The 19759-nt window shown below is 64.5% G+C and carries 18 protein-coding genes and 1 tRNA gene; 8 read left to right on the top strand and 11 right to left on the bottom strand.

All coding sequences use genetic code 11. The features are described from left to right. Nucleotides 1–24: 24 nt before the first annotated feature. The gene (nadC, locus tag GPA22_RS06480; protein ID WP_169255289.1) at nucleotides 25–873 is read right to left on the bottom strand and encodes a carboxylating nicotinate-nucleotide diphosphorylase; all 849 of its coding nucleotides are present in this window, start codon (nucleotides 871–873) and stop codon (nucleotides 25–27) included. A 102-nt stretch (nucleotides 874–975) separates the two neighbouring features. Here nadC and GPA22_RS06475 point away from each other — a divergent pair, with 102 nt between their 5' ends. Then, nucleotides 976–1872: an EamA family transporter gene (locus GPA22_RS06475; protein WP_169255288.1), complete on the top strand. Its 897-nt coding sequence runs from the start codon at nucleotides 976–978 to the stop codon at nucleotides 1870–1872. A 25-nt stretch (nucleotides 1873–1897) separates the two neighbouring features. Here GPA22_RS06475 and GPA22_RS06470 read toward each other — a convergent pair whose 3' ends face one another. The 5 genes from GPA22_RS06470 to GPA22_RS06450 all read right to left on the bottom strand — a co-directional run bounded on the left by GPA22_RS06470 (nucleotide 1898) and on the right by GPA22_RS06450 (nucleotide 9642). After that, on the bottom strand, nucleotides 1898–3145 hold the full coding sequence (locus tag GPA22_RS06470; protein WP_169255287.1) for an HD-GYP domain-containing protein: 1248 nt from the start codon (nucleotides 3143–3145) through the stop codon (nucleotides 1898–1900). 109 nt (nucleotides 3146–3254) lie between these two features. Continuing rightward, the gene (locus tag GPA22_RS06465) at nucleotides 3255–4760 is read right to left on the bottom strand and encodes an NAD(P)H-hydrate dehydratase (RefSeq protein ID WP_169255286.1); all 1506 of its coding nucleotides are present in this window, start codon (nucleotides 4758–4760) and stop codon (nucleotides 3255–3257) included. Nucleotides 4761–4854: 94 nt separating this feature from the next. Continuing rightward, nucleotides 4855–6393: a SpoVR family protein gene (locus GPA22_RS06460; protein WP_169255285.1), complete on the bottom strand. Its 1539-nt coding sequence runs from the start codon at nucleotides 6391–6393 to the stop codon at nucleotides 4855–4857. After that, a complete protein-coding gene (locus GPA22_RS06455; protein WP_169255284.1) occupies nucleotides 6390–7658 on the bottom strand; it encodes a YeaH/YhbH family protein in 1269 nt (422 codons plus the stop codon). The genes GPA22_RS06460 and GPA22_RS06455 overlap by 4 nt, the downstream gene beginning before the upstream one ends. Nucleotides 7659–7719: 61 nt before the next feature. Beyond that, nucleotides 7720–9642, bottom strand: coding sequence for a PrkA family serine protein kinase (locus GPA22_RS06450; RefSeq protein WP_169255283.1), 1923 nt, complete (start codon nucleotides 9640–9642; stop codon nucleotides 7720–7722). A 284-nt stretch (nucleotides 9643–9926) separates the two neighbouring features. Between GPA22_RS06450 and tig the strand changes: the two genes are divergently transcribed. From tig to GPA22_RS06420, 6 genes are all read left to right on the top strand, one after another. Continuing rightward, nucleotides 9927–11234, top strand: a complete 1308-nt coding sequence (tig, locus tag GPA22_RS06445) for a trigger factor (protein WP_169255282.1) — start codon at nucleotides 9927–9929, stop codon at nucleotides 11232–11234. A 28-nt stretch (nucleotides 11235–11262) separates the two neighbouring features. Then, the gene (gene clpP / locus GPA22_RS06440; RefSeq protein WP_425483949.1) at nucleotides 11263–11892 is read left to right on the top strand and encodes an ATP-dependent Clp endopeptidase proteolytic subunit ClpP; all 630 of its coding nucleotides are present in this window, start codon (nucleotides 11263–11265) and stop codon (nucleotides 11890–11892) included. 17 nt (nucleotides 11893–11909) lie between these two features. Beyond that, entirely contained in the window at nucleotides 11910–13178 is a 1269-nt protein-coding gene (gene clpX / locus GPA22_RS06435) for an ATP-dependent Clp protease ATP-binding subunit ClpX (protein WP_169255280.1), read from the top strand. 88 nt (nucleotides 13179–13266) lie between these two features. After that, nucleotides 13267–15687 (top strand): endopeptidase La, encoded by a 2421-nt coding sequence (gene lon, locus GPA22_RS06430; RefSeq protein ID WP_169255279.1) that lies wholly within the window; start codon nucleotides 13267–13269, stop codon nucleotides 15685–15687. Nucleotides 15688–15889: 202 nt separating this feature from the next. Continuing rightward, a complete protein-coding gene (locus GPA22_RS06425) occupies nucleotides 15890–16162 on the top strand; it encodes an HU family DNA-binding protein (protein WP_169255278.1) in 273 nt (90 codons plus the stop codon). Between the two features lie 40 nt (nucleotides 16163–16202). Beyond that, nucleotides 16203–16278, top strand: a tRNA-Val gene (locus GPA22_RS06420). 110 nt (nucleotides 16279–16388) lie between these two features. On the opposite strand, the gene alkB is transcribed toward GPA22_RS06420, so the two are convergent. The 3 genes from alkB to GPA22_RS06405 all read right to left on the bottom strand — a co-directional run bounded on the left by alkB (nucleotide 16389) and on the right by GPA22_RS06405 (nucleotide 17942). Continuing rightward, the gene (gene alkB, locus GPA22_RS06415) at nucleotides 16389–17042 is read right to left on the bottom strand and encodes a DNA oxidative demethylase AlkB (protein WP_169255277.1); all 654 of its coding nucleotides are present in this window, start codon (nucleotides 17040–17042) and stop codon (nucleotides 16389–16391) included. A gap of 75 nt (nucleotides 17043–17117) precedes the next feature. Continuing rightward, nucleotides 17118–17285: a hypothetical protein gene (locus tag GPA22_RS06410; protein WP_169255276.1), complete on the bottom strand. Its 168-nt coding sequence runs from the start codon at nucleotides 17283–17285 to the stop codon at nucleotides 17118–17120. Nucleotides 17286–17414: 129 nt separating this feature from the next. Continuing rightward, on the bottom strand, nucleotides 17415–17942 hold the full coding sequence (locus tag GPA22_RS06405; protein WP_169255275.1) for a glycine cleavage system transcriptional repressor: 528 nt from the start codon (nucleotides 17940–17942) through the stop codon (nucleotides 17415–17417). Between the two features lie 168 nt (nucleotides 17943–18110). On the opposite strand from GPA22_RS06405, the gene def reads away from it, so the two are divergent. Continuing rightward, complete coding sequence (def, locus tag GPA22_RS06400) at nucleotides 18111–18650, top strand: peptide deformylase (RefSeq protein WP_169255274.1); 540 nt, start codon at nucleotides 18111–18113, stop codon at nucleotides 18648–18650. A 39-nt stretch (nucleotides 18651–18689) separates the two neighbouring features. Here the strand turns inward: def and GPA22_RS06395 are convergent, their stop codons facing one another. Beyond that, nucleotides 18690–19082, bottom strand: coding sequence for a c-type cytochrome (locus GPA22_RS06395; RefSeq protein WP_169255273.1), 393 nt, complete (start codon nucleotides 19080–19082; stop codon nucleotides 18690–18692). Continuing rightward, nucleotides 19079–19669, bottom strand: coding sequence for a ferritin-like domain-containing protein (locus tag GPA22_RS06390; protein ID WP_169255272.1), 591 nt, complete (start codon nucleotides 19667–19669; stop codon nucleotides 19079–19081). The genes GPA22_RS06395 and GPA22_RS06390 overlap by 4 nt, the downstream gene beginning before the upstream one ends. Nucleotides 19670–19759: the final 90 nt, after the last annotated feature.

The raw sequence follows: 19759 nt of genomic DNA, 5'->3' as shown, positions 1-19759 counted from the left end.
CGGACGGCCGCTGCCCGCGTCGGCTTACTCCTCGATGTGACGCAGCGACAGGTCGAGCGCGCGCACGTCCTTGGTCAGGCTGCCGATCGAGATGCGGTTGACGCCCGTTTCGGCAATCGCCCGCACCTTTTCCAGGCTCACGCCGCCCGAGGCTTCGAGTTCCGCGCGGCCCGCGGTAATGCGCACCGCTTCGCGCATCGTGGCGAGGTCCATGTTGTCGAGAAGGATCATCTTCGCGCCCGCCGCGAGCGCATCCTCGAGCTGCGCGATCGTCTCGACCTCGATTTCGATGAACACGTTGGACGGCGCGATCTTCTTCGCCTGTTCCAGCACGCGTGCGACGCTGCCCGCGGCGATGATATGGTTCTCCTTGATCAGGATGCCGTCGTAGAGGCCGACGCGATGATTGGTGCCGCCGCCCACCGCAACGGCGTATTTCTGCGCGAGGCGCAGGCCGGGCAGGGTCTTGCGGGTGTCGACGATCCTGGCGCCGGTCCCCGCCACGGCGTCGACGAAGCGGCGGGTGACGGTGGCGGTGCCGGAGAGCAGTTGCAGGAAGTTCAGTGCGGTGCGCTCGGCGGTGAGCAGCACCCGTGCATTCGCGACGACATCGCACAGCGCCTGACCCGCCTCGACACGGTCGCCGTCGGCGACATGCCAGATGATCGTGGCCGCGGGGCTGAGTGCGGCGAAGGCGGCGTCGAACCAGGCCGTGCCGCAGACGATCGCGTCCTCGCGCGTGATCACCCGACCGCGGGCGTCGGTGTCGGCGGCGATCAGGCGTGCGGTCAGGTCGCCGGTGCCGACGTCCTCGGCGAGCGACGCGGCGACGTTGCGCTGGATCTCGATGCGCAGTTGCTGAGACAGATTCATGGCTAGCGTGGATCGGTATGATGAGGCAGGAATTCTAGCGGTTCCGTCGTGTGCCGGGGCAATCGGGCCTCCACCGCGGGGCCATCGTTTTCGGGAGCGGAAGTGCGACCGCGTGACGTATTGGAACTGGTGATCCTCGCCGCCCTGTGGGGCGGTTCGTTTCTGTTCATGCGCGTCGCCGCACCGCAGTTCGGGCCGGCGGCGCTGATCGAGCTCAGGGTCGGCCTGGCCGCCTTGCTGCTGCTGCCGGTGCTCGCATGGCGCGGCCATCTCGCTCCGCTGTGGCGCAAGGCCGGGCCGCTGCTTTTCATCGGCGTGACGAATTCGGCCTTGCCTTTCGTGCTGTACGCGTGGGCGGCACTGTCGGTCACGGCCGGCTTCGCCTCCATCGTCAACGCCACCTCGCCGCTCTTTGCGGCGCTCGTCGCATGGGTCTGGCTCAAGGATCGCCTCTCGGCGGCCGCGATGGCCGGTCTGCTGCTCGGCCTGCTGGGAGTCGTGATTCTCGTGTGGGGCAAGGCCTCGTTCCGCGTCGGCGGCGCGGGTTGGGCGGTGGCGGCGTGCCTCGCCGCAACGCTGAATTACGGTATCGCGGCGAATTTCACCAAGCGCTTCCTGTCCGGTGTCGATCCGATGGCGATCGCCACCGGCAGCCAGTTCTATGCCGCCCTCGTGCTCGCGCCTTTCGCGGTGTGGCTGTGGCCCGAGGCGATGCCCGGACGCGAGGCGTGGACGTCGGTGCTCCTGCTCGCGTTCGCCTGCACCGGCGTTGCCTACGTGATGTACTTCCGCCTGATCGCACACGTCGGGCCGGCGCGTGCGATCGCGGTCACGTTCCTCATTCCGGTGTTCGGCATGTTGTGGGGCGCAATCCTGCTCGACGAAGTCGTCACGATCAACATGCTTGCCGGCTGCGGTGTGATCCTCGCGGGAACGGGCCTCGCGACCGGTGTGATTCAGGCACCCCGCAGGCTTGCGGTCGTTCAGGGCCGGGGCTGATCGCCGGTCAGGTGGAACGCACCGATCAATTCTTGCTGCCTTCGACGTAGTAGTCGAGCCGGCCGCGCGGCGCCAGGTATTCCACGGTTTCGACCGGAAGGGTGGCCGGGCTCAGGGCCGACTCGACCTTCAGGTCGGCGTCGCGCAGATCGAGGAGCAGGGCTTCCGCGCGCGGGATGTCGGGATCGTGCAGCATCACGAGCGGATGGAGGAGAGCCGCGGGATTGGTCTCCACGACCATCCCGACGCCGCCGTTGGACAGCGAGACGAAGGTCCCGGGCGGATAGACGCCGAGCGTCCTGATGAACAACTGCACGAGTTGCCCATCGTAATGCGCGCTTTCGGCGCGGAAGATCTGGCGCAGTGCTTCGGCCGGCGCCTTCGCGTCGCGCAGGTCGAAGGGGTTGCACAGATTGTCGTAGCGGTTCGCGATTGCCGCAATGCGGGCGAGCCGGGGGATCTTCTCGCCGGCCAGGCGGTTGGGAAAACCGCTGCCGTCGAAGAACTCGTGATGGCACGCAATGACGTTGCGCACCGCCACGGGAAGGTCCTTCATGCTGCTGATGGCCTTGATGCCGTAGCCGACGTGGGCACGGTAGAACTCTTCCTCGGGGCCGCTGCGCCTGGTGTTGCGCAGGATGCGGGGCGGGATTTCCTGTTTGCCGACGTCGTGGAGCAGGGCGCCCAGGCCCAGGTGCCGCATTTCCTCCTCGGATAGCCGCAGCGTCTTGCCCAGCATCAGCGACAAGGCCATCACGTTCAGGGCGTGAAATGCGAGGCCGCCTTCGCGACTCTTCTCGCTCACCAGATGGATCACCATGCTGTCGGTGCCGAGCAGGTTTTCCACCAGCGTCCCGACCAGCGCCTTGGCCTGTCGCTGTGCGTCCTGCGGGCGGCCGAGGAGCGAACGGAAGATATCGCCCGCAGCGATTGCCTGCTGCTCGAACAGCCGTTCACGCCGTGCCAGGCCTTCGCGCTGCTCGCGCACCCTTTCGATACGCACGCGTTTCTCGTTCTGCATCCCCGCGAGCGCCGCGCTGCTGAAATCCTGCTCGGCGACAGGGGCGCCGGCCGTGCGCTCGGGAAGAGGTTCGGCCGTGCTGCGCGCGGGGTCCCACTCGACGGCTGTGATGCCCATTTCCCGCAGCGCCTGAATCTGCTTCTCGTTCGAGAGGCAGAAGCGATTCAGCAAGAAAGGGTGTCCCATCCAGCCGAGGGATGAAAGCGATATGAAAACCCCGGGTCTGAGACGGTCGACGCGGATCTGCAGCATATGGTCGGTTATGAAGTTGAGTCCGGCGATGCGGGCGGCGTCAGGATTTTCGCATAAGCCGGGCGGCGATTTCAGTCGCGCGACATGCAGCCGGATGCCGGGTTTTCGCCTAGTGCCCCCTGGTTGCCTGCAAGGTCCACCCGTTGAATATGCCCCGTGAAGCGTCCGCGACCTCGCTGGCGGTCAGTCCCACGGGGCCGATGCCCTCGCGTGCCAGCCGGTCGGCTGCGGCGCCATGCAGATGCACTGCCGCGATGAGGCCCGACTCCGCCGGCCAGCCCTGCGCCACCAGGCTGGCGATCAGCCCGGTCAGCACGTCGCCCATGCCGGCGCTGGCCATGCCGGGGTGTCCCGTGCTGTTGATCAGCCAGCGGCCATCCGGGGTCGCGATCACGCTGCCACTGCCCTTGAGCACCACCAGCGCGTTGAAGGTGCGTGCGAGTTCGAGTGCGCTCGCGACGCGATCGCTCTGGACGGCGGCCGTGTCCGATCGCAGCAGCCGTCCCGCCTCGCCGGGGTGAGGGGTCATCATCGTCGGCGCCTCACGCGCAGCGACGAGGGATCTGAGATGGTCGGATGCCGCGACGATGTTCAACGCGTCGGCGTCGAGGACGATCGGGCGAGGGCGCCGGATCGCCTGTTCGAGGAGCGCCGCCGCGACATCGCCATGACCCAGCCCGGGCCCCGCCGCCAGCACGGTTGCGTACTCGATCACGTCGTCCGGACGTTGCAGCATCAGTTCCGGCTGAGTGAAATCGACCGCCGGCGCCGTGTCGTCGACGAGACCGGTGAGCACCCGCCCGCAGCCGAGCTTCAGCGCTGCCCTGCCGGCGAGCAAGGCCGCGCCGGTCATCCCGCGCGCCCCGCCGATGATGCCGACGTCGCCGTAGCATCCCTTGTGGGTGTTCTGCAGGCGCTGCCTGAGGAATGGCTTGATGATTCCCGGCTGGATCTGCAAGCCCCGGGGCGGAAGGTAGTCAGGCGGGTCAATGTCCAGGCGATGGACATTGACGACCCCGGCAATGTCGGGACCGTCATGCGTGAGCAGCCCGGGTTTGAGCGCGAGAAAGGTCAGCGTGGTCGTCGCATGGAATACCGTGCCCAGCACCCGCCCGGTGTCGGCGTCGAGTCCGCTCGGAATATCGATGGCGAGCCGCGGCGCGTGCTGCGCGTTGAGCGCGTCGATCCACTTCGCGTGCCGCCCGGTCACGGCACTGCGCAAGCCGATGCCGAACAGCGCGTCGACGACCAGGGCCCAGCCGTTTGCCGGGGCGGCCGGGAAATCCGAGACGGTTTCGCCGCCGGCCGCTCGCCACGCCGCAAACGCGGCCGAGGCTTCGCGCGGCAGCTTCGCCGGGTCGTCGGCGAACGCAACGGTCACGTTCCGGCCGGCCTGCAGCAGGCGGCGCGCCATCACGAAGCCGTCGCCGCCATTGTTGCCGGGGCCGCAAGCAATCAGCACATGGCCCGCCCGGTCCTGGGTCAGGTGCACGGCTTCCTCGGCAGCGACCCGTCCGGCGCGCTCCATCAGGCTCGGCCGCGCATCCGGCGCGACCAGGGCTTCGATCGCACGAATGCCGTCGACCGGATAAATCGGCTTGGGCGGCAGAAACATGGAGCCTCCGGCGGGACTGGAAAGCCCTGATTCTACGCGTTCGTGCGAATTATGACGTCAATCTGTCCGCACGCGGATCGAATGCCGCCGCACGTCAGTTTTCGGATTGCCCGCGACGTTTTTCGAGGCGCGTCTCCTGCACCAGCTCGACCGACCCGTCCTCGTGCTGGCTCTCCAGCCGCACCGTGAAGCCCCACAGCCGCGCCATGTGCTTCATCACTTCGTCGATGTTTCCCCCCAGCGGGCGCTTGCGGTATTGCTGGTGACGCAGTGTGAGCGAACGGTCTCCGCGCAGATCAACGTTCCAGACCTGGATGTTCGGTTCACGGCTGCCGAGGTTGTACTGGTCGGACAGGATCTCGCGCACGCGCCGGTAGCCCAGCTCATCGTGAATCGCCGAAACCCTCAGCTTCGGTTCGTGCTCGTCGTCGAGAATCGCGAACATGCGGAAGTCGCGCATCACCTTCGGCGACAGGTACTGCGCGACGAAGCTCTCGTCCTTGAAGTTCTTCATCGCGAAGTCGAAGGTCTCGCGCCAGTCGCTGCCTGCGATGTCGGGAAACCAGGCGCGGTCTTCCTCGGTCGGATCCTCGCAGATGCGCTTGATGTCCTGCCACATCGCGAAGCCCAGCGCATAAGGGTTGATGCCGCTGTACCAGCGTTCGTTGTAGGAGGGCTGGTAGACGACGTTGGTGTGCGATTGCAGGAATTCCAGCATGAAGCTGTCAGCGAGCAGGCCCTCGTCGTAGAGCGTGTTGAGCAGGGTGTAATGCCAGAAGCACGCCCAGCCCTCGTTCATCACCTGCGTCTGGCGCTGCGGGAAGAAGTACTGCGCGATCTTGCGTACGATGCGCACGACTTCGCGCTGCCACGGCTCGAGCAGCGGTGCATGCTTCTCGACGAAATAGAGCAGGTTTTCCTCGGGCTCGGGCGGGAAGCGCGGCGCTGCGACCTTGCCCGGCTTGGTGTCGTGGACCGGCAGCGTGCGCCACAACTCATTGACCTGGCTCTGCAGGTATTCCGTGCGCTCGGCCTGGCGCAGCTTCTCCTTCGCGAGCGACAGCTTGGGCGGACGCTTGTAGCGGTCCACCCCCAGGTTCATCAGCGCATGACAGGAGTCGAGCAGCAGCTCCACCTCCTCCTCGCCGTGGCGCTCCTCGCACTGCGCGATGTAGTTCCGCGCGAAGACCAGGTAGTCGATGATCGCGTCCGCATTGGTCCAGGTGCGGAAGAGGTAGTTGCCCTTGAAGAAGCTGTTGTGCCCGTACGCCGCGTGCGCGATCACCAGCGCCTGCATCGTCAGCGTGTTCTCCTCCATCAGGTAGGCGATGCAGGGGTTCGAGTTGATGACGATCTCGTAGGCCAGCCCCATCTGTCCGCGCCGGTAGCTCTTTTCCGTCGAAAGAAAATGCTTGCCGAAGGACCAGTGGTGGTAATTCACCGGCATGCCGACCGACGCATAGGCGTCCATCATCTGTTCCGAGGTGATCAGCTCGATCTGCGCCGGGTAGGCGTCCAGGTGGAAATTCGCGGCGACGCGCGCGATCTCGGTGTGGTACGCGTCGATCGCCTCGAAGGTCCATTCGGACGTCGCGGGCAGTTGCTTCGGCTTCTTTGCGGAGGCGCGCTTCATACGAGAGTCTTCTTGAAGAGTTCGCGAAACACCGGATAGATGTCGGCCGGTTCCTCGATACGCTGCATGGCGAAGTTCTTGTGCTCGCCCGATAGCTTCTCGTATTCCCTCCACAGGTTCTGCGGCTCGCCCGGCGTGATCTCGATGTAGGCGAAATACTGGCACCACGGCAGGATCTGCGCGCCCAGCAGCTCGCGGCAGATGGGCGAGTCGTTGTCCCAGTTGTCGCCGTCCGAGGCCTGTGCGCCGTAGATGTTCCAGCTGCCCTGCGCGTAACGCTCGGTGACCACCTCGTGCATCAGCTTCAGCGCGCTCGACACCACCGTCCCGCCCGACTCGCGCGAGTGGAAGAACTCGTCCTCGTCGACTTCCTTGGCGACGGTGTGGTGGCGGATGAAGACGACGTCGATCTGCTCGTAGGTGCGCGTGAGGAACAGGTACAGCAGCATGAAGAAGCGCTTCGCGGTGGCCTTCTTCTCCTCGTCCATCGATCCCGACACGTCCATCACGCAGAACATCACCGCCTGCGTGGTCGGCTTCGGAACGCGGATGCGGTTGTTGTAGCGCAGGTCGAAGCTGTCGATGAACGGGATCGCGTCGATCTTCGCGCGCAGGCGCCCGATCTCGTCCTTGAGCTGCAGCGCTTCCTCGCAATCCTCGCCGGATTCCTCGATGACCTTCTCGAGTTCCTTTTGCAATTCGCGCAGGCGGGCCGAGAACGGCGACCCGAGTGCGAGCCGGCGCCCCAGCGCCCCGCGCATCGAGCGCACGATGTTGATGTTCGCCGGCGTGCCGTCGGAGGTGAAGCCGGCGCGCTGCGTCTTGTAATCCGTGATGCGTGCGAGCTGCGTGCGGACCAGGTTCGGCAGGGCAAGGTCGTCGAAGAAAATGTCGAGAAATTCCTCGCGCGAGAGGTGGAACGCGAAATCGTCTTCGCCCTCACCCTCGTTGCTCGCCTTGCCCTGGCCCCGACCTCCGCCTCCCCCGGAAGGGGGGCGGTTGATCAGATCGCCGCTGGCGAACTGATCGTTACCCGAAAAAACCTGTTCCCAGATGCCGCCGCGCCCATGCTGGAACTGCGGCTCGCTCAGATCCTTGGAGGGGATCGTGATCTGCTCGCCGTTGTCGAGATCGCGGATGGAGCGATCCTGGATCGCCTCGTTCACGGCGCGACGGATCTGCTGCTTGAAGCGGCGCATGAAGCGCTGCCGATTCACTGCACTCTTCTTCTTGCTGTCGAACCGCCTATCGATGATGCGGGTCATGTGTATCTCCGGCAAGGGCGCAGAACGCCGCCCGGGGCTTGTCTCCCGGGCGGCGCGTCGGTCACGAGGACTTGCGGACCCGCAAGTACCATTCGCAGAGCAAGCGCACCTGCTTCTCGGTATAGCCCTTCTCGATCATGCGGTTGACGAAGTCCTGATGCTTCCTCTGCTCGTCCGCGCTCGCCTTCGCATTGAAGCTGATGACCGGCAATAGCTCCTCGGTGTTCGAGAACATCTTCTTCTCGATCACCCCGCGCAGCTTCTCGTAGCTCGTCCAGCTCGGATTCTTGCCGTCGTGCTTCGCCCGCGCGCGCAGCACGAAGTTCACCACCTCGTTGCGGAAGTCCTTCGGGTTGCTGATGCCGGCAGGCTTCTCGATCTTCTCGAGCTCGTCGTTGAGCGCCGAGCGGTCGAGGATCTCGCCGGTGTTCGGGTCGCGGAACTCCTGGTCCTGAATCCAGAAGTCGGCGTAGGTCACGTAGCGGTCGAAGATGTTCTGGCCGTACTCGGAGTAGCTTTCCAGATAGGCCGTCTGGATCTCCTTGCCGATGAACTCGGCGTAGCGCGGCGCCAGGAACTCCTTGATGTAGCCCATGTAGCGGGCCTCGACCTCGGGCGCGTACTGCTCCTGCTCGATTTGCTGCTCGAGTACGTACATCAGGTGCACCGGGTTTGCCGCAACTTCGCGGTGGTCGAAGTTGAACACCTTCGACAGCGCCTTGAACGCGAAGCGCGTGGATAGGCCCGTCATCCCTTCGTCCACGCCCGCATAGTCGCGGTATTCCTGGAAGCTCTTCGCCTTCGGATCGGTGTCCTTGAGGTTCTCGCCGTCGTATATGCGCATCTTCGAGTAGATGCTCGAATTTTCCGGCTCCTTGAGGCGCGACAGCACGCCGAATTGCGCCATCATGCGCAGCGTGTCGGGTGCGCACGGCGCGTCGGCGAGCGAGCTCTCGATCAGCAGCTTCTCGTAGATGTGTATTTCGTCGGACACGCGCAGGCAATAGGGCACCTTCACCGTGTAGATCCGGTCGAGGAAGGCCTCGTTGTTGCGGTTGTTCTTGAACGCAACCCACTCCGACTCGTTCGAGTGCGCCATCACGATGCCGTCGAACGGGATCGCCCCGAAGCCCTCGGTACCCTTGTAGTTGCCTTCCTGGGTGGCCGTCAGCAGCGGGTGCAGCACCTTGATCGGTGCCTTGAACATCTCGACGAACTCCAGCAGGCCGCGGTTCGCGAGGCACAGGCCGCCCGAATAGCTGTAGGCGTCCGGGTCGTCCTGCGAGTACTGTTCCAGCTTGCGGATGTCGATCTTGCCGACCAGCGACGAGATATCCTGGTTGTTCTCGTCGCCCGGCTCGGTCTTCGCGACCGCCGTCTGCTTGAGCACCGACGGACGCAGCTTGACGACGCGGAACTTGGTGATGTCCCCGCCGAACTCGTGCAGCCGCTTCACCGCCCACGGGCTCATGATCGTGTTCAGGTAGCGGCGCGGAATACCGAAATCGTCCTCGAGGAGGCGGCCGTCCTCGTTCACGTCGAACAGGCCCAGCGGCGACTCGTGCACCGGCGAACCCTTGATCGCGAAGAAGGGGACTTTCTCGATCAGCGACTTCAGCTTCTCGGCCAGCGACGACTTGCCGCCACCGACCGGGCCGAGGAGGTACAGGATCTGCTTCTTCTCTTCCAGCCCCTGCGCGGCGTGACGGAAGTACGAGACGATGTGCTCGATCACCTCTTCCATGCCGTAGAAGTCGCGGAAGGCCGGATAGATCTTGAGCATCTTGTTCGAGAAGATGCGCGACAGGCGAGGATCCAGGCGGGTGTCTACCAGTTCGGGTTCGCCGATCGCCATCAGCATCCGTTCCGCAGCCGTTGCATATGCCGAGCGGTCGGACCGGCACAGCTCCAGGTATTCCTGGATCGACATCTCCTCTTCGCGGGCCGCCTCGAAACGGGCCTGATAGGCATTGAAGATCGTCATCTGGATTCTCCTGTCTGGGTCGAGCCGTTCGCCGACACCCGTCAGAGGGTGTCCGGGGGCTCAAGTTCCGTGGTTTTCTTCATTCCATGCGCAAGTCAACACACCTCAAAGACACCTCATTCTGCGGCCGGAAGGACTCTGGAAGGAAGGGCCTTGTGCTGTGCTAAAATCAAAAATCTATTTTTACGCGCTCCGTTCGTCCTCCGTGGTCGGGGGGCTGGCCTCCCGGTAAGCCCGGCGTGTGCCTTGTGGGCAAATTTTGACTTGTCAGGGATCGTTACTTAATGCAGACCAACCAGGAAACGCAGGGCGCACTGGAGCGCCGCATCGACATGTCCGTGTCAATGGCCGAGATCGACAAGGAAGTCGAAGCCCGGCTGAAGCGCATGGCCCGTACCGTGAAGATGCCGGGTTTCCGTCCTGGCAAGGTGCCGATGAAGATCGTAGCGCAAACCTACGAATCGCAGGCCCGTTCCGAAGCGATCGGCGCGGCTGTCGAGAAGGCGTTCGGCGAGTCCGTGCGCGAGCAGAACCTGCGCGTGGCCGGTTATCCCCGCATCGAGCCGAAGGACGCAGCTGCCGAAGGTACGCTCGAATTCAGCGCCGTGTTCGAAGTCTACCCGCAGGTCGAGCTGGGTGACCTGTCCCAGAGCAAGATCGAGCGTCCGGTGCTGGTTGTCGGTGATGCCGAGGTCGACAAGACCATCGAAGTGCTGCGCAAGCAGCGCACCCGCTTCGAGACCGCCGAGCGTGCCGCCGGCGAGGGTGACCGCGTCGTGATCGATTTCGCCGGTCGCAAGGATGGCGAACTGTTCGAAGGCGGTCAGGCCCAGGACTTCCCGTTCGTGATCGGCGCCGGCTCGATGCTGAAGGATTTCGAGTCTGCCGTGACGGGTCTGGCAGCCGGTGAAAGCAAGACCTTCGACATGACCTTCCCCGAGGACTACCATGCCCGTAACCTCGCCGGTCAGGCAGTGCAGTTCGAAGTGACCGTGAAGCGCGTCGAAGGCGCGATCCTGCCGGCGGTCGACGCCGACCTCGCACGCGCGCTGGGCGTCGCCGACGGTGACGTCACCAAGCTGCGCGACGAAGTGCGCGCCAACCTCGAACGCGAGGTGAAACGCCGCATCCAGGCCAAGGTCAAGGAACAGGTCATGGACGCGCTGCTGACCGCCAATCCGATCGAAGTGCCGAAGGCGCTGGTCGATGCCGAGAGCCATCAACTCGCCGAGAACGCCAAGCGCGACCTCGAGATGCGTGGCATGAAGACGAAGGACATCCCGGTCGAGGCCGCCTGGTTTACCGATCAGGCCGTGCGTCGTGTCAAACTGGGCCTCATCATGGCCGAACTCGTGAAGGCGAAGGAACTCTACGCAAAACCGGAGCAGGTTCGTGCCCTGGTCGAAGAGATGGCCCAGAGCTACGAGGATCCTTCGGAACTGGTACGCTGGTACTACGCGCAGCCGGAGCGTCTCGGACAGGCCGAGGCCGTGGTGATCGAAGACAACGTGGTCGCGTGGGTCACTTCGCAGGCCCAGACTGCCGAGAACGCGGTATCGTTTGACGAACTGATGGGTAACAACGCGGCCTGATGCCGCGAAAGACCAAGGAATGAGCAACATGGCGCCTCAATCGAGCAGCAGCTGGGATCCGGTCGGCCTCGGGCTGGTTCCGATGGTGGTTGAACAGAGCGGTCGGGGCGAGCGCGCCTACGACATCTATTCGCGCCTTCTCAAGGAGCGCGTGGTGTTTCTGGTCGGGCCGGTGAACGACGTCACCGCCAACCTGATCGTTGCGCAGTTGCTCTTCCTTGAGTCCGAAAATCCCGACAAGGACATCTTCTTTTACATCAACTCCCCCGGGGGATCGGTGTCGGCGGGGATGGCCATTTACGACACGATGCAGTTCATCAAGCCCGACGTCAGCACGCTGTGCATCGGGCAGGCCGCGAGCATGGGCTCCTTCCTGCTCGCCGCCGGCGCGAAGGGCAAGCGCTTCTGCCTGCCCAACTCGCGGGTGATGATCCATCAGCCGCTGGGCGGTTTCCAGGGGCAGGCGTCGGACATCGAGATCCACGCCCGTGAAATCCTGAATATCCGTGCCCGTCTCAACGAGATGCTCGCGAAGCACACCGGACAGTCGCTCGAGCGCATCGAGAAGGATACGGATCGTGACAACTTCATGTCGGCCAAGGATGCGGTGGAGTACGGCATTGTCGACAGGGTGCTGACGACTCGTTCCGAAGCCTGACATACGAGAGGAAGACCATGACGGAAAAGAAGACGGGTGGCGAAAAGCTGCTTTACTGCTCGTTCTGTGGAAAGAGTCAGCATGAGGTTCGCAAACTCATTGCGGGACCGTCGGTCTTTATCTGCGACGAGTGCATCGAGCTGTGCAACGACATCATCCGTGACGAGATTGCACAATCGGCCGATGGGGATGGAGGCAGCAACAGCCTGCCCACCCCCGCGGAGATCTGCGAGATCCTCAATCAGTACGTGATCGGCCAGCAGCAGGCCAAGCGCAACCTGGCCGTTGCGGTGTACAACCACTACAAGCGCCTGCGCCACATTTCGGGGCGCAAGGACGATGTCGAGCTGTCGAAGAGCAACATCCTGCTGATCGGACCGACCGGTTCGGGCAAGACGCTGCTTGCGCAGACGCTCGCGCGTCTCCTCAACGTGCCGTTCGTGATGGCCGACGCGACGACGCTCACCGAAGCCGGTTATGTCGGCGAGGACGTCGAGAACATCATCCAGAAGCTGCTGCAGAAGTGCGACTACGATGTCGACAAGGCGCAGCACGGCATCGTCTACATCGACGAGATCGACAAGATCTCGCGCAAGTCGGACAACCCGTCGATCACCCGCGACGTTTCCGGCGAGGGCGTGCAGCAGGCGCTGCTGAAGCTGATCGAAGGCACGGTGGCCTCGATTCCGCCGCAGGGCGGGCGCAAGCACCCGAACCAGGATTTCATCCAGGTCGACACCACCAACATCCTGTTCATCTGCGGCGGTGCCTTCGATGGCCTGGAAAAGGTCATCCGCAACCGCACCGAAAAGATCGGCATCGGTTTCGGCGCCGAGATCAAGAGCCGCCAGGGCCGCGACGTGACCGAATCGTTCCGTCAGGTCGAGCCCGAGGATCTGGTCAAGTTCGGCCTGATCCCCGAGTTCGTCGGCCGCCTGCCGGTCGTCGCGACGCTTCAGGAGCTCGACGAGGCTGCACTGATCCAGATCCTCGTCGAACCCAAGAACGCGCTGGTCAAGCAGTACCAGAAGCTGTTCTCGATGGAAGGCGTCGAACTCGAGATCCGTCCGGCGGCACTGCACGCCGTGGCCCGCAAGGCAATCCGCCGGAAGACCGGCGCGCGCGGCCTGCGCTCGATCCTCGAAGCCGCGCTGCTCGACATCATGTACGACCTGCCCACGTTGAAGGGCGTGGAGAAGGTGGTCGTCGACGAGGGTACGATCGAAGAAGGCGCCCAGCCGCTGCTGATCTATGCGGATCAGCAGAAGGTAGCGGGTTCCAACTGAATCCGAAAAATCGGTTCTGGGCGCCGCTTGATTTTTCGTGGTTGGGCCCCATGTGGGCCTGACCAGTCCTTTCGAGGTAAAAACAATCATGTCAGGCCCGCTTGACCTCCCCGACGAGCAAATGGAACTGCCGCTGCTGCCGCTGCGCGACGTGGTGGTGTTCCCGCATATGGTGATTCCGCTCTTCGTGGGTCGCCCGAAATCCATCAAGGCACTCGAGAACGCCATGGAGGCGGGCAAGGGCATTCTCCTGGTGGCGCAGAAATCCGCTGCCAAGGACGAGCCCGCGGCCGAAGATCTCTACGAGATCGGCTGCATTGCCAACATCCTGCAGATGCTCAAGCTTCCCGACGGCACGATCAAGGTGCTCGTCGAGGGCGTGCAGCGCGCGCGTGTCGACTCGGTGGAAGACCTGCGCAGCGTATTCGTGGCCAAGGTCACGCCGGTACCCGTTCCCGAGACCGACAACAACGAACTCGAGGCGATGCGGCGGGCGATCATTGCCCAGTTCGACCAGTACGTTAAGCTGAACAAGAAGATCCCGCCGGAGATCCTCGCGTCGCTGTCCGGGATCGACGATGCCGGCCGCCTCGCGGACACCATTGCCGCGCACCTGCCGCTCAAGCTCGAGCAGAAGCAGGAAGTGCTGGAAATGTCCGATACCGGCGACCGCCTGGAGCGGTTGCTGTCGCAGCTGGAGACCGAACTCGACATCCTGCAGGTCGAAAAGCGCATCCGTGGCCGCGTGAAGCGCCAGATGGAGAAGAGCCAGCGCGAGTACTACCTCAACGAGCAGGTCAAGGCGATCCAGAAGGAACTCGGGGAAGGCGAGGAAGGGGCCGACCTTGAGGAGATGGACAAGAAGATCAAGGCCGCGGGCATGCCGAAGGAGGCGCTCGCCAAGGCCCAGGCGGAACTCAAGAAGCTGCGCCTGATGTCGCCGATGTCGGCGGAAGCGACGGTCGTGCGCAACTACATCGACACGCTGGTCGGTCTGCCGTGGCGGAAGAAGTCGCGCGTCAGCCGTGACCTCGCGGAAGCCGAGAAGGTCCTCGACAAGGACCACTACGGTCTCGAGCGCGTCAAGGAACGCATCCTCGAATATCTGGCGGTCCAGCAACGCGTGGACAAGGTCAAGGCGCCGATCCTGTGCCTGGTCGGGCCTCCGGGGGTCGGCAAGACCTCGCTCGGCCAGTCGATCGCCAAGTCGACGAACCGCAAGTTCATCCGCATGGCGCTCGGCGGCGTGCGCGACGAAGCCGAGATCCGCGGCCACCGGCGGACCTACATCGGTTCGATGCCGGGCAAGATCCTGCAGAACATGAGCAAGGTCGGCGTCAAGAATCCGCTGTTCCTGCTCGACGAAGTCGACAAGCTGGGCATGGATTTCCGTGGCGATCCGAGTTCTGCGCTGCTGGAAGTGCTCGATCCGGAGCAGAACCACACCTTCCAGGACCACTACATCGAGGTCGATTTCGACCTGTCCGACGTGATGTTCGTCGCGACGGCGAACACGCTCAACATCCCGGCGGCGCTGCTTGACCGGATGGAGGTGATCCGCCTGTCGGGCTACACGGAAGACGAGAAGGTCAATATCGCCTTGCGTTACCTGCTGCCGAAGCAGATGAAGAACAACGGGCTCAAGCGCGACGAACTGTCCGTGACCGAGGAAGCCCTGCGCGACGTGTGCCGTTACTTCACCCGCGAGGCGGGCGTGCGCAGCATGGAGCGCGAGATCTCGAAGATCTGCCGCAAGGTGGTGAAGTCGCTCGTGCTCAGGAAGCGTACGAGCAAGGTCGTGGTGAACGCGAAGAACCTCGACAAGTACCTGGGCGTGCGCAAGTACTCCTTCGGCATGGCCGAGAAGGAAAACCAGGTCGGCCAGGTGACCGGCCTGGCGTGGACGGAGGTCGGCGGCGAGCTCCTGACCGTCGAGGCCGTTGCGTTGCCGGGCAAGGGCAAGGTCATGACGACGGGCAAGCTCGGCGAAGTGATGCAGGAGTCGATCCAGGCTGCCCTGTCCGTGGTGCGGAAGCGTTCGCGTTCGCTCGGTATCCAGGAAGATTTCTACCAGAAGAGCGACATCCACATCCACCTGCCGGAAGGGGCGATTCCGAAGGACGGTCCGTCGGCCGGCATCGCGATCTGCTCTGCGCTGGTGTCGGTGCTCACGGGCATTCCGGTGCGTTGTGATGTCGCGATGACGGGAGAGATCACGCTCCGCGGCGAGGTGTTGCCGATCGGCGGCCTGAAGGAAAAGCTGCTGGCGGCCGTGCGCGGCGGCATCCGCGTGGCGCTGATTCCGGAAGAGAACGTCAAGGACCTCGCCGAGATTCCCGAGAACATCAAGAATACGCTCGAGCTGATTCCGGTGCGCTGGATCGACCAGGTGCTGGAGCATGCGCTCGAACGCCGGCCCCAGCCTCTTCCGGAAACCCCCGCGGAAGAGGCTCCGCCGACCGAGTCCGGCGAGAGCAGTGCGACGGGCAAGGCCGTCCGCGCGCACTGATTCCGGGGCGACAGTTCGACAAGTCCCGCGTCAATACGCGCTGTAGCGTTGTAAAACGCTGCGGCGCGTATTGACACCCCGGAATACGGCGCGCTATAAAGTCCGTGCTTCTCGCAACGCATTTGGAATCGCCCTGAATGCGGCTCCGGCAGAGGGTTTGCGCATTTCGGGTCATCGCTTTCATATCCAGAAGGGGACTTAAGTGAATAAATCCGAACTGATCGACCAAATCGCCTCGCAAGCGGAATTGTCGAAGGCGGCTGCGGGAAAGGCACTCGATGCAGCGATCGCGGCAGTCAAGGGCGCGCTTCAGACAGGCGACTCCGTAACCCTCGTTGGATTCGGTACCTTCCATGTCGGTACGCGTGCCGCGCGAACCGGCCGCAATCCGCGCACGGGCAAGAACATCAAGATCAAGGCAGCAAAGGTTCCGAAGTTCAGGGCTGGCAAGGCCCTGAAAGATGCAGTAAACTGATCGACTTTGTTGGATCGGGGGCTAAGCACCCGTCCGGCACGGGTGCTTAGCTCAGTTGGTAGAGCGCCTCCCTTACAAGGAGGATGTCAGCGGTTCGACCCCGTTAGCACCCACCACGAACACTCGCCTCTACGGCATCAGAAACCCGCACAGCGTAAGGCTCTGCGGGTTTTTTGTTTCTGGCCGTGCCGGATTGGAAGCGTGGTGTCCGGGCCGGCGCGGGCGCTCAGGTCGCCTTGCGGAAGGTCAGATTGATGCGCTGGCGACCAAGAAGGGAGTGAGTACCTTCCTGCACGGGGAGGATGCCGTGAAAGCGCAGTCGCGACGGGCCGCCCCACACGACCACGTCGCCATGCACGAGTGCGATGCGATCGCTGGCGTCGCCGCGGTTCAGGCCGCCGAAGAGGAAGGTCGCCGGCAGGCCGAGCGACACCGAGACGATCGGTGCGGTGAGGTCCGGCTCGTCGCGGTCCTGGTGCAGCGACATGCGGGTGCCCGGTTCGTAGCGGTTGATCAGGCAGGCGTCGGGAGCGAAGCCCGGGAAGCCGGCCGCGGCGGCAGCGTCGTGCGCCAGGCGGCGGAAGGATTCGGGCATCGATGGCCAGGGGTGCCCGTTCTGCGGGTCGGCCGGTTCGTAGCGGTAGCCGCGCCGGTCGGAGACCCAGCCGAGGGGGCCGCAGTTCGTCATCGCAGCGGACATTTGCTGGCCGCCGGGGGTGAGCATGTGGCGGAAGGGCGCGCGGGCCGCGATGCGCTCTATCTCGGCCAGCAGGAGGACTGCGCTTGCGCGGGCAAATCCGCGCAGGACCACGGCGCCGGGGGCGAGCGCTTCGCGCCCGGTGGAGGAAGCGTCGTCCGTTTCGAAGAGATCCAGCGTCATCGTGCCGCTCGGTGCGGAATCATGCGGCGAAGGGCGATCGTTGGTGGCCGGCTTCAGTGACGGCCGCCGCGGGTGTCAGCTGGCCCTGGCGCCTGGCTGGGAGCCATTGCGGCTGCGCCCGTCGGTGAACCAGCTCGCGAACGCGGCCTCCGCCGTCTCGTCGGCCTGGGCGTCACCGGCGTGCGCCGAGAGGTCGTCGAGATCGATCACTTCGCAGTCGTATTCGAGATATTCGAGTTCCATTCGCCGCTCCTCGTCCGTGCGTACCAACTGGTTCGGACATGGGAGCACTTTAATGCGCCGCCGAGATGGGCACTGCGCCGATAAGCGCGGGAAAAACGGTCCAATTCGGCGACGCGGATGGAGGCAGGTTCAACGGGGCGGCTGGTCTTCGAGGCTCAGGTCGACCATCAGTTCGTTGGCCAGCGCTTCGAGGTCGCGGCGCAGCTCGGATGCCAGAACCGCCGGGGGGACGCGCAGCTCGGCATGGGCGCGGAACAGGGGTTCACCGCTGAACGATGCGTTTTCGCAGGCGGTATCGAGCTTGTCGATGCTCACGCCGTGACGCGCGAGAACCGCCGAGATTTCATGCACGATGCCGGGACGGTCGTGACCGGTCAGTTCGAGCCGGGCTTCGCGCAGCGAGGCGGTGGTCGGCGGGATGCCGCGCTCGAAGCGCAGGTGAAGTCCTTCGTTTTCGAGCGGGAGCAGCGACTTTTCGAGGTCGGCAATGGCCGGCTCGTCGATTTCGAGCCGCACGATACCCGCGAACTGGCCGGCAAGCTGGGCCATGCTGCTTTCCATCCAGCCGGCTCCGCAGGCGTTGGCGCGCGCGGCGAGGGAATTGACGAGGCCGGGGCGGTCCGGGCCGATCAGGGTGACGACGAGGGAGGTTTTCATGGCCGGTTCTCCGTGTGCGCAGGCGCGGTGATTCGGGGCCGGCCTGCAGGTGGTCGCGTGTCCGCGTTTACATGACTATAGTGCGTTCTGCCGAGACGGGCGCGGGTCGGGAGATCCGGTGCGGTTTCCCCGCGTGCTTCCATCCATCGAACAGTTCCGGAGCGATCAATGGCTGTCAGAACCATCCTGCGCATGGGCGATCCGCGCCTGCTGCAAGCTGCCGCGCCTGTGAGCGCCTTTGGGACGCCCGACCTCGAGGCACTGATCCGTGACATGTTCGACACGATGGCCGCGGCCGGCGGGGTGGGGCTGGCTGCGCCGCAGATCGGTGTGGGCCTGCAGGTGGTGATCTTCGGATTCGAGCACAGCGAACGCTATCCCGATGCGCAGCCCGTGCCGCGAACGGTCCTGGTGAATCCGGTGATCACGCCGCTCGGCGACGAGGAGGAGGACGGCTGGGAGGGCTGCCTGTCGGTGCCGGGCCTGCGCGGACTGGTCCCGCGCTTGCGCCGCGTCCGCTATACGGGATCAGCGCCGGACGGGAGCGCGATCGACCGCAGCGTGGAAGGTTTTCATGCGCGCGTGGTGCAGCATGAATGCGATCATCTGGCGGGGATCCTGTACCCGATGCGCATGCGCGACATGAGCCGCTTCGGCTTTACCGATGTGCTGTTTCCCGATCCGGCGGAGGATCCGGGGGCGGAGTGAGGGCGAAGAGGCCGGGCCGGGGGGCTGGCCAGGGGAGCGTCAGTGCCGGCAATCGGCCGGGTCGGCCGTGGCTACCCGGAGCCAGGCGATCAGGTCGGCGCGTTCCTGCCGGTCGGGGATGCCTGCGTAGCCCATGGTCGTGCCGGGGACCGCGCGCGTGGGGTTTGCAATGAAGCGATCGAGCGTTTCCGCGTTCCACTTGAACTTTGCCTTCGCCATTGCCGGCGAGTATTCGAAATCCGGCACGCTGCCGGCGCGCCGTCCGAACAGGCCGCAGTGTTTCGGGCCGGTGCGGTTGTAGGCAAGTGCGTGGCAGGCGGCGCAGCGGTCGTAGATCGCCGCGCCGCGCGCCGGGTCGCCGTGTGGAGGGGCGGCGGCTGCGGCGCACTGTGCCGCGAGCAGCGCAAGCGCGGCAGCGGCGTTCCGGATCATGACACGAAGGCCGCCGGGACCGGGTTGTCGCCGAGCGCCTGGCGCAGGATGGCCCAGTGCATGGCCTCGTCGCCGAGGATGCTGGCGGCGGCCCTGGCGAGTTCACGCTCCTGGAAGAGCGGGACGGCACCGAGATAGGCGCTGACGGCCCCTTTTTCGAGCCCCGCCGCAAAGCCCAGCACGTCGGCCTGCGTCTTCAGCTTGTCGGTCGGAAACTCGTAGTGCGCTTTCGCCTCGACCGGCTTGCCGCCGAGCTTCTGCACCGTCTTGGCGAGCACGTCGGCGTGTTCCTTGTGCTGACCCTGAAACTGCAGGGCGAGATCCAGTGTCGCCTTTTGCAGCAGTCCGCTTTGCGCGCCTACGCCGTACGCCGCGATGGCTTCCAGTTCCGCGCCCAGCGCGGTGTTGAGGATGCGGACGTCGGCCGTGGAGTCGCCGCCTTTCTTCTTGCCATATTCGGCGGCGAGGGCGGGGCGGTTCGCAAGCAGGGCGACGGCGCTGGCCGAGAGCAGCGCGCCGGAACCGAAGAGAAAACGCCGCCGGCTGATGTCTTCGAGGGCGGCAAAGGGGTTGATCCGGACAATCATGGCAATCTCCTTCAGGCGTGGGGTGGCTCCTCCTTGTCTGTCTCTTAGACACATCTGACGCTGCCGACGACGGAGAGAGTGTAGATCTCG

The organism is Aromatoleum toluvorans (genome assembly GCF_012910905.1).
In the GTDB taxonomy this organism is placed as follows: Bacteria; Pseudomonadota; Gammaproteobacteria; order Burkholderiales; family Rhodocyclaceae; genus Aromatoleum; species Aromatoleum toluvorans.
This window is presented reverse-complemented; position numbering and strand designations above follow the sequence as displayed.

Excerpts from the sequence above, each read along its gene's own strand:
- nadC (WP_169255289.1), bottom strand. The coding sequence starts at position 873 with ATGAATCTGTCTCAGCAACTGCGCATCGAGATCCAGCGCAACGTCGCC.
- GPA22_RS06470 (WP_169255287.1), bottom strand. The coding sequence starts at position 3,145 with ATGCTGCAGATCCGCGTCGACCGTCTCAGACCCGGGGTTTTCATATCG.
- GPA22_RS06465 (WP_169255286.1), bottom strand. The coding sequence starts at position 4,760 with ATGTTTCTGCCGCCCAAGCCGATTTATCCGGTCGACGGCATTCGTGCG.
- GPA22_RS06460 (WP_169255285.1), bottom strand. The coding sequence starts at position 6,393 with ATGAAGCGCGCCTCCGCAAAGAAGCCGAAGCAACTGCCCGCGACGTCC.
- GPA22_RS06455 (WP_169255284.1), bottom strand. The coding sequence starts at position 7,658 with ATGACCCGCATCATCGATAGGCGGTTCGACAGCAAGAAGAAGAGTGCA.
- GPA22_RS06450 (WP_169255283.1), bottom strand. The coding sequence starts at position 9,642 with ATGACGATCTTCAATGCCTATCAGGCCCGTTTCGAGGCGGCCCGCGAA.
- tig (WP_169255282.1), top strand. The coding sequence starts at position 9,927 with ATGCAGACCAACCAGGAAACGCAGGGCGCACTGGAGCGCCGCATCGAC.
- clpP (WP_425483949.1), top strand. The coding sequence starts at position 11,263 with ATGGCGCCTCAATCGAGCAGCAGCTGGGATCCGGTCGGCCTCGGGCTG.
- clpX (WP_169255280.1), top strand. The coding sequence starts at position 11,910 with ATGACGGAAAAGAAGACGGGTGGCGAAAAGCTGCTTTACTGCTCGTTC.
- lon (WP_169255279.1), top strand. The coding sequence starts at position 13,267 with ATGTCAGGCCCGCTTGACCTCCCCGACGAGCAAATGGAACTGCCGCTG.
- alkB (WP_169255277.1), bottom strand. The coding sequence starts at position 17,042 with ATGACGCTGGATCTCTTCGAAACGGACGACGCTTCCTCCACCGGGCGC.
- GPA22_RS06410 (WP_169255276.1), bottom strand. The coding sequence starts at position 17,285 with ATGGAACTCGAATATCTCGAATACGACTGCGAAGTGATCGATCTCGAC.
- GPA22_RS06405 (WP_169255275.1), bottom strand. The coding sequence starts at position 17,942 with ATGAAAACCTCCCTCGTCGTCACCCTGATCGGCCCGGACCGCCCCGGC.
- def (WP_169255274.1), top strand. The coding sequence starts at position 18,111 with ATGGCTGTCAGAACCATCCTGCGCATGGGCGATCCGCGCCTGCTGCAA.
- GPA22_RS06395 (WP_169255273.1), bottom strand. The coding sequence starts at position 19,082 with ATGATCCGGAACGCCGCTGCCGCGCTTGCGCTGCTCGCGGCACAGTGC.
- GPA22_RS06390 (WP_169255272.1), bottom strand. The coding sequence starts at position 19,669 with ATGATTGTCCGGATCAACCCCTTTGCCGCCCTCGAAGACATCAGCCGG.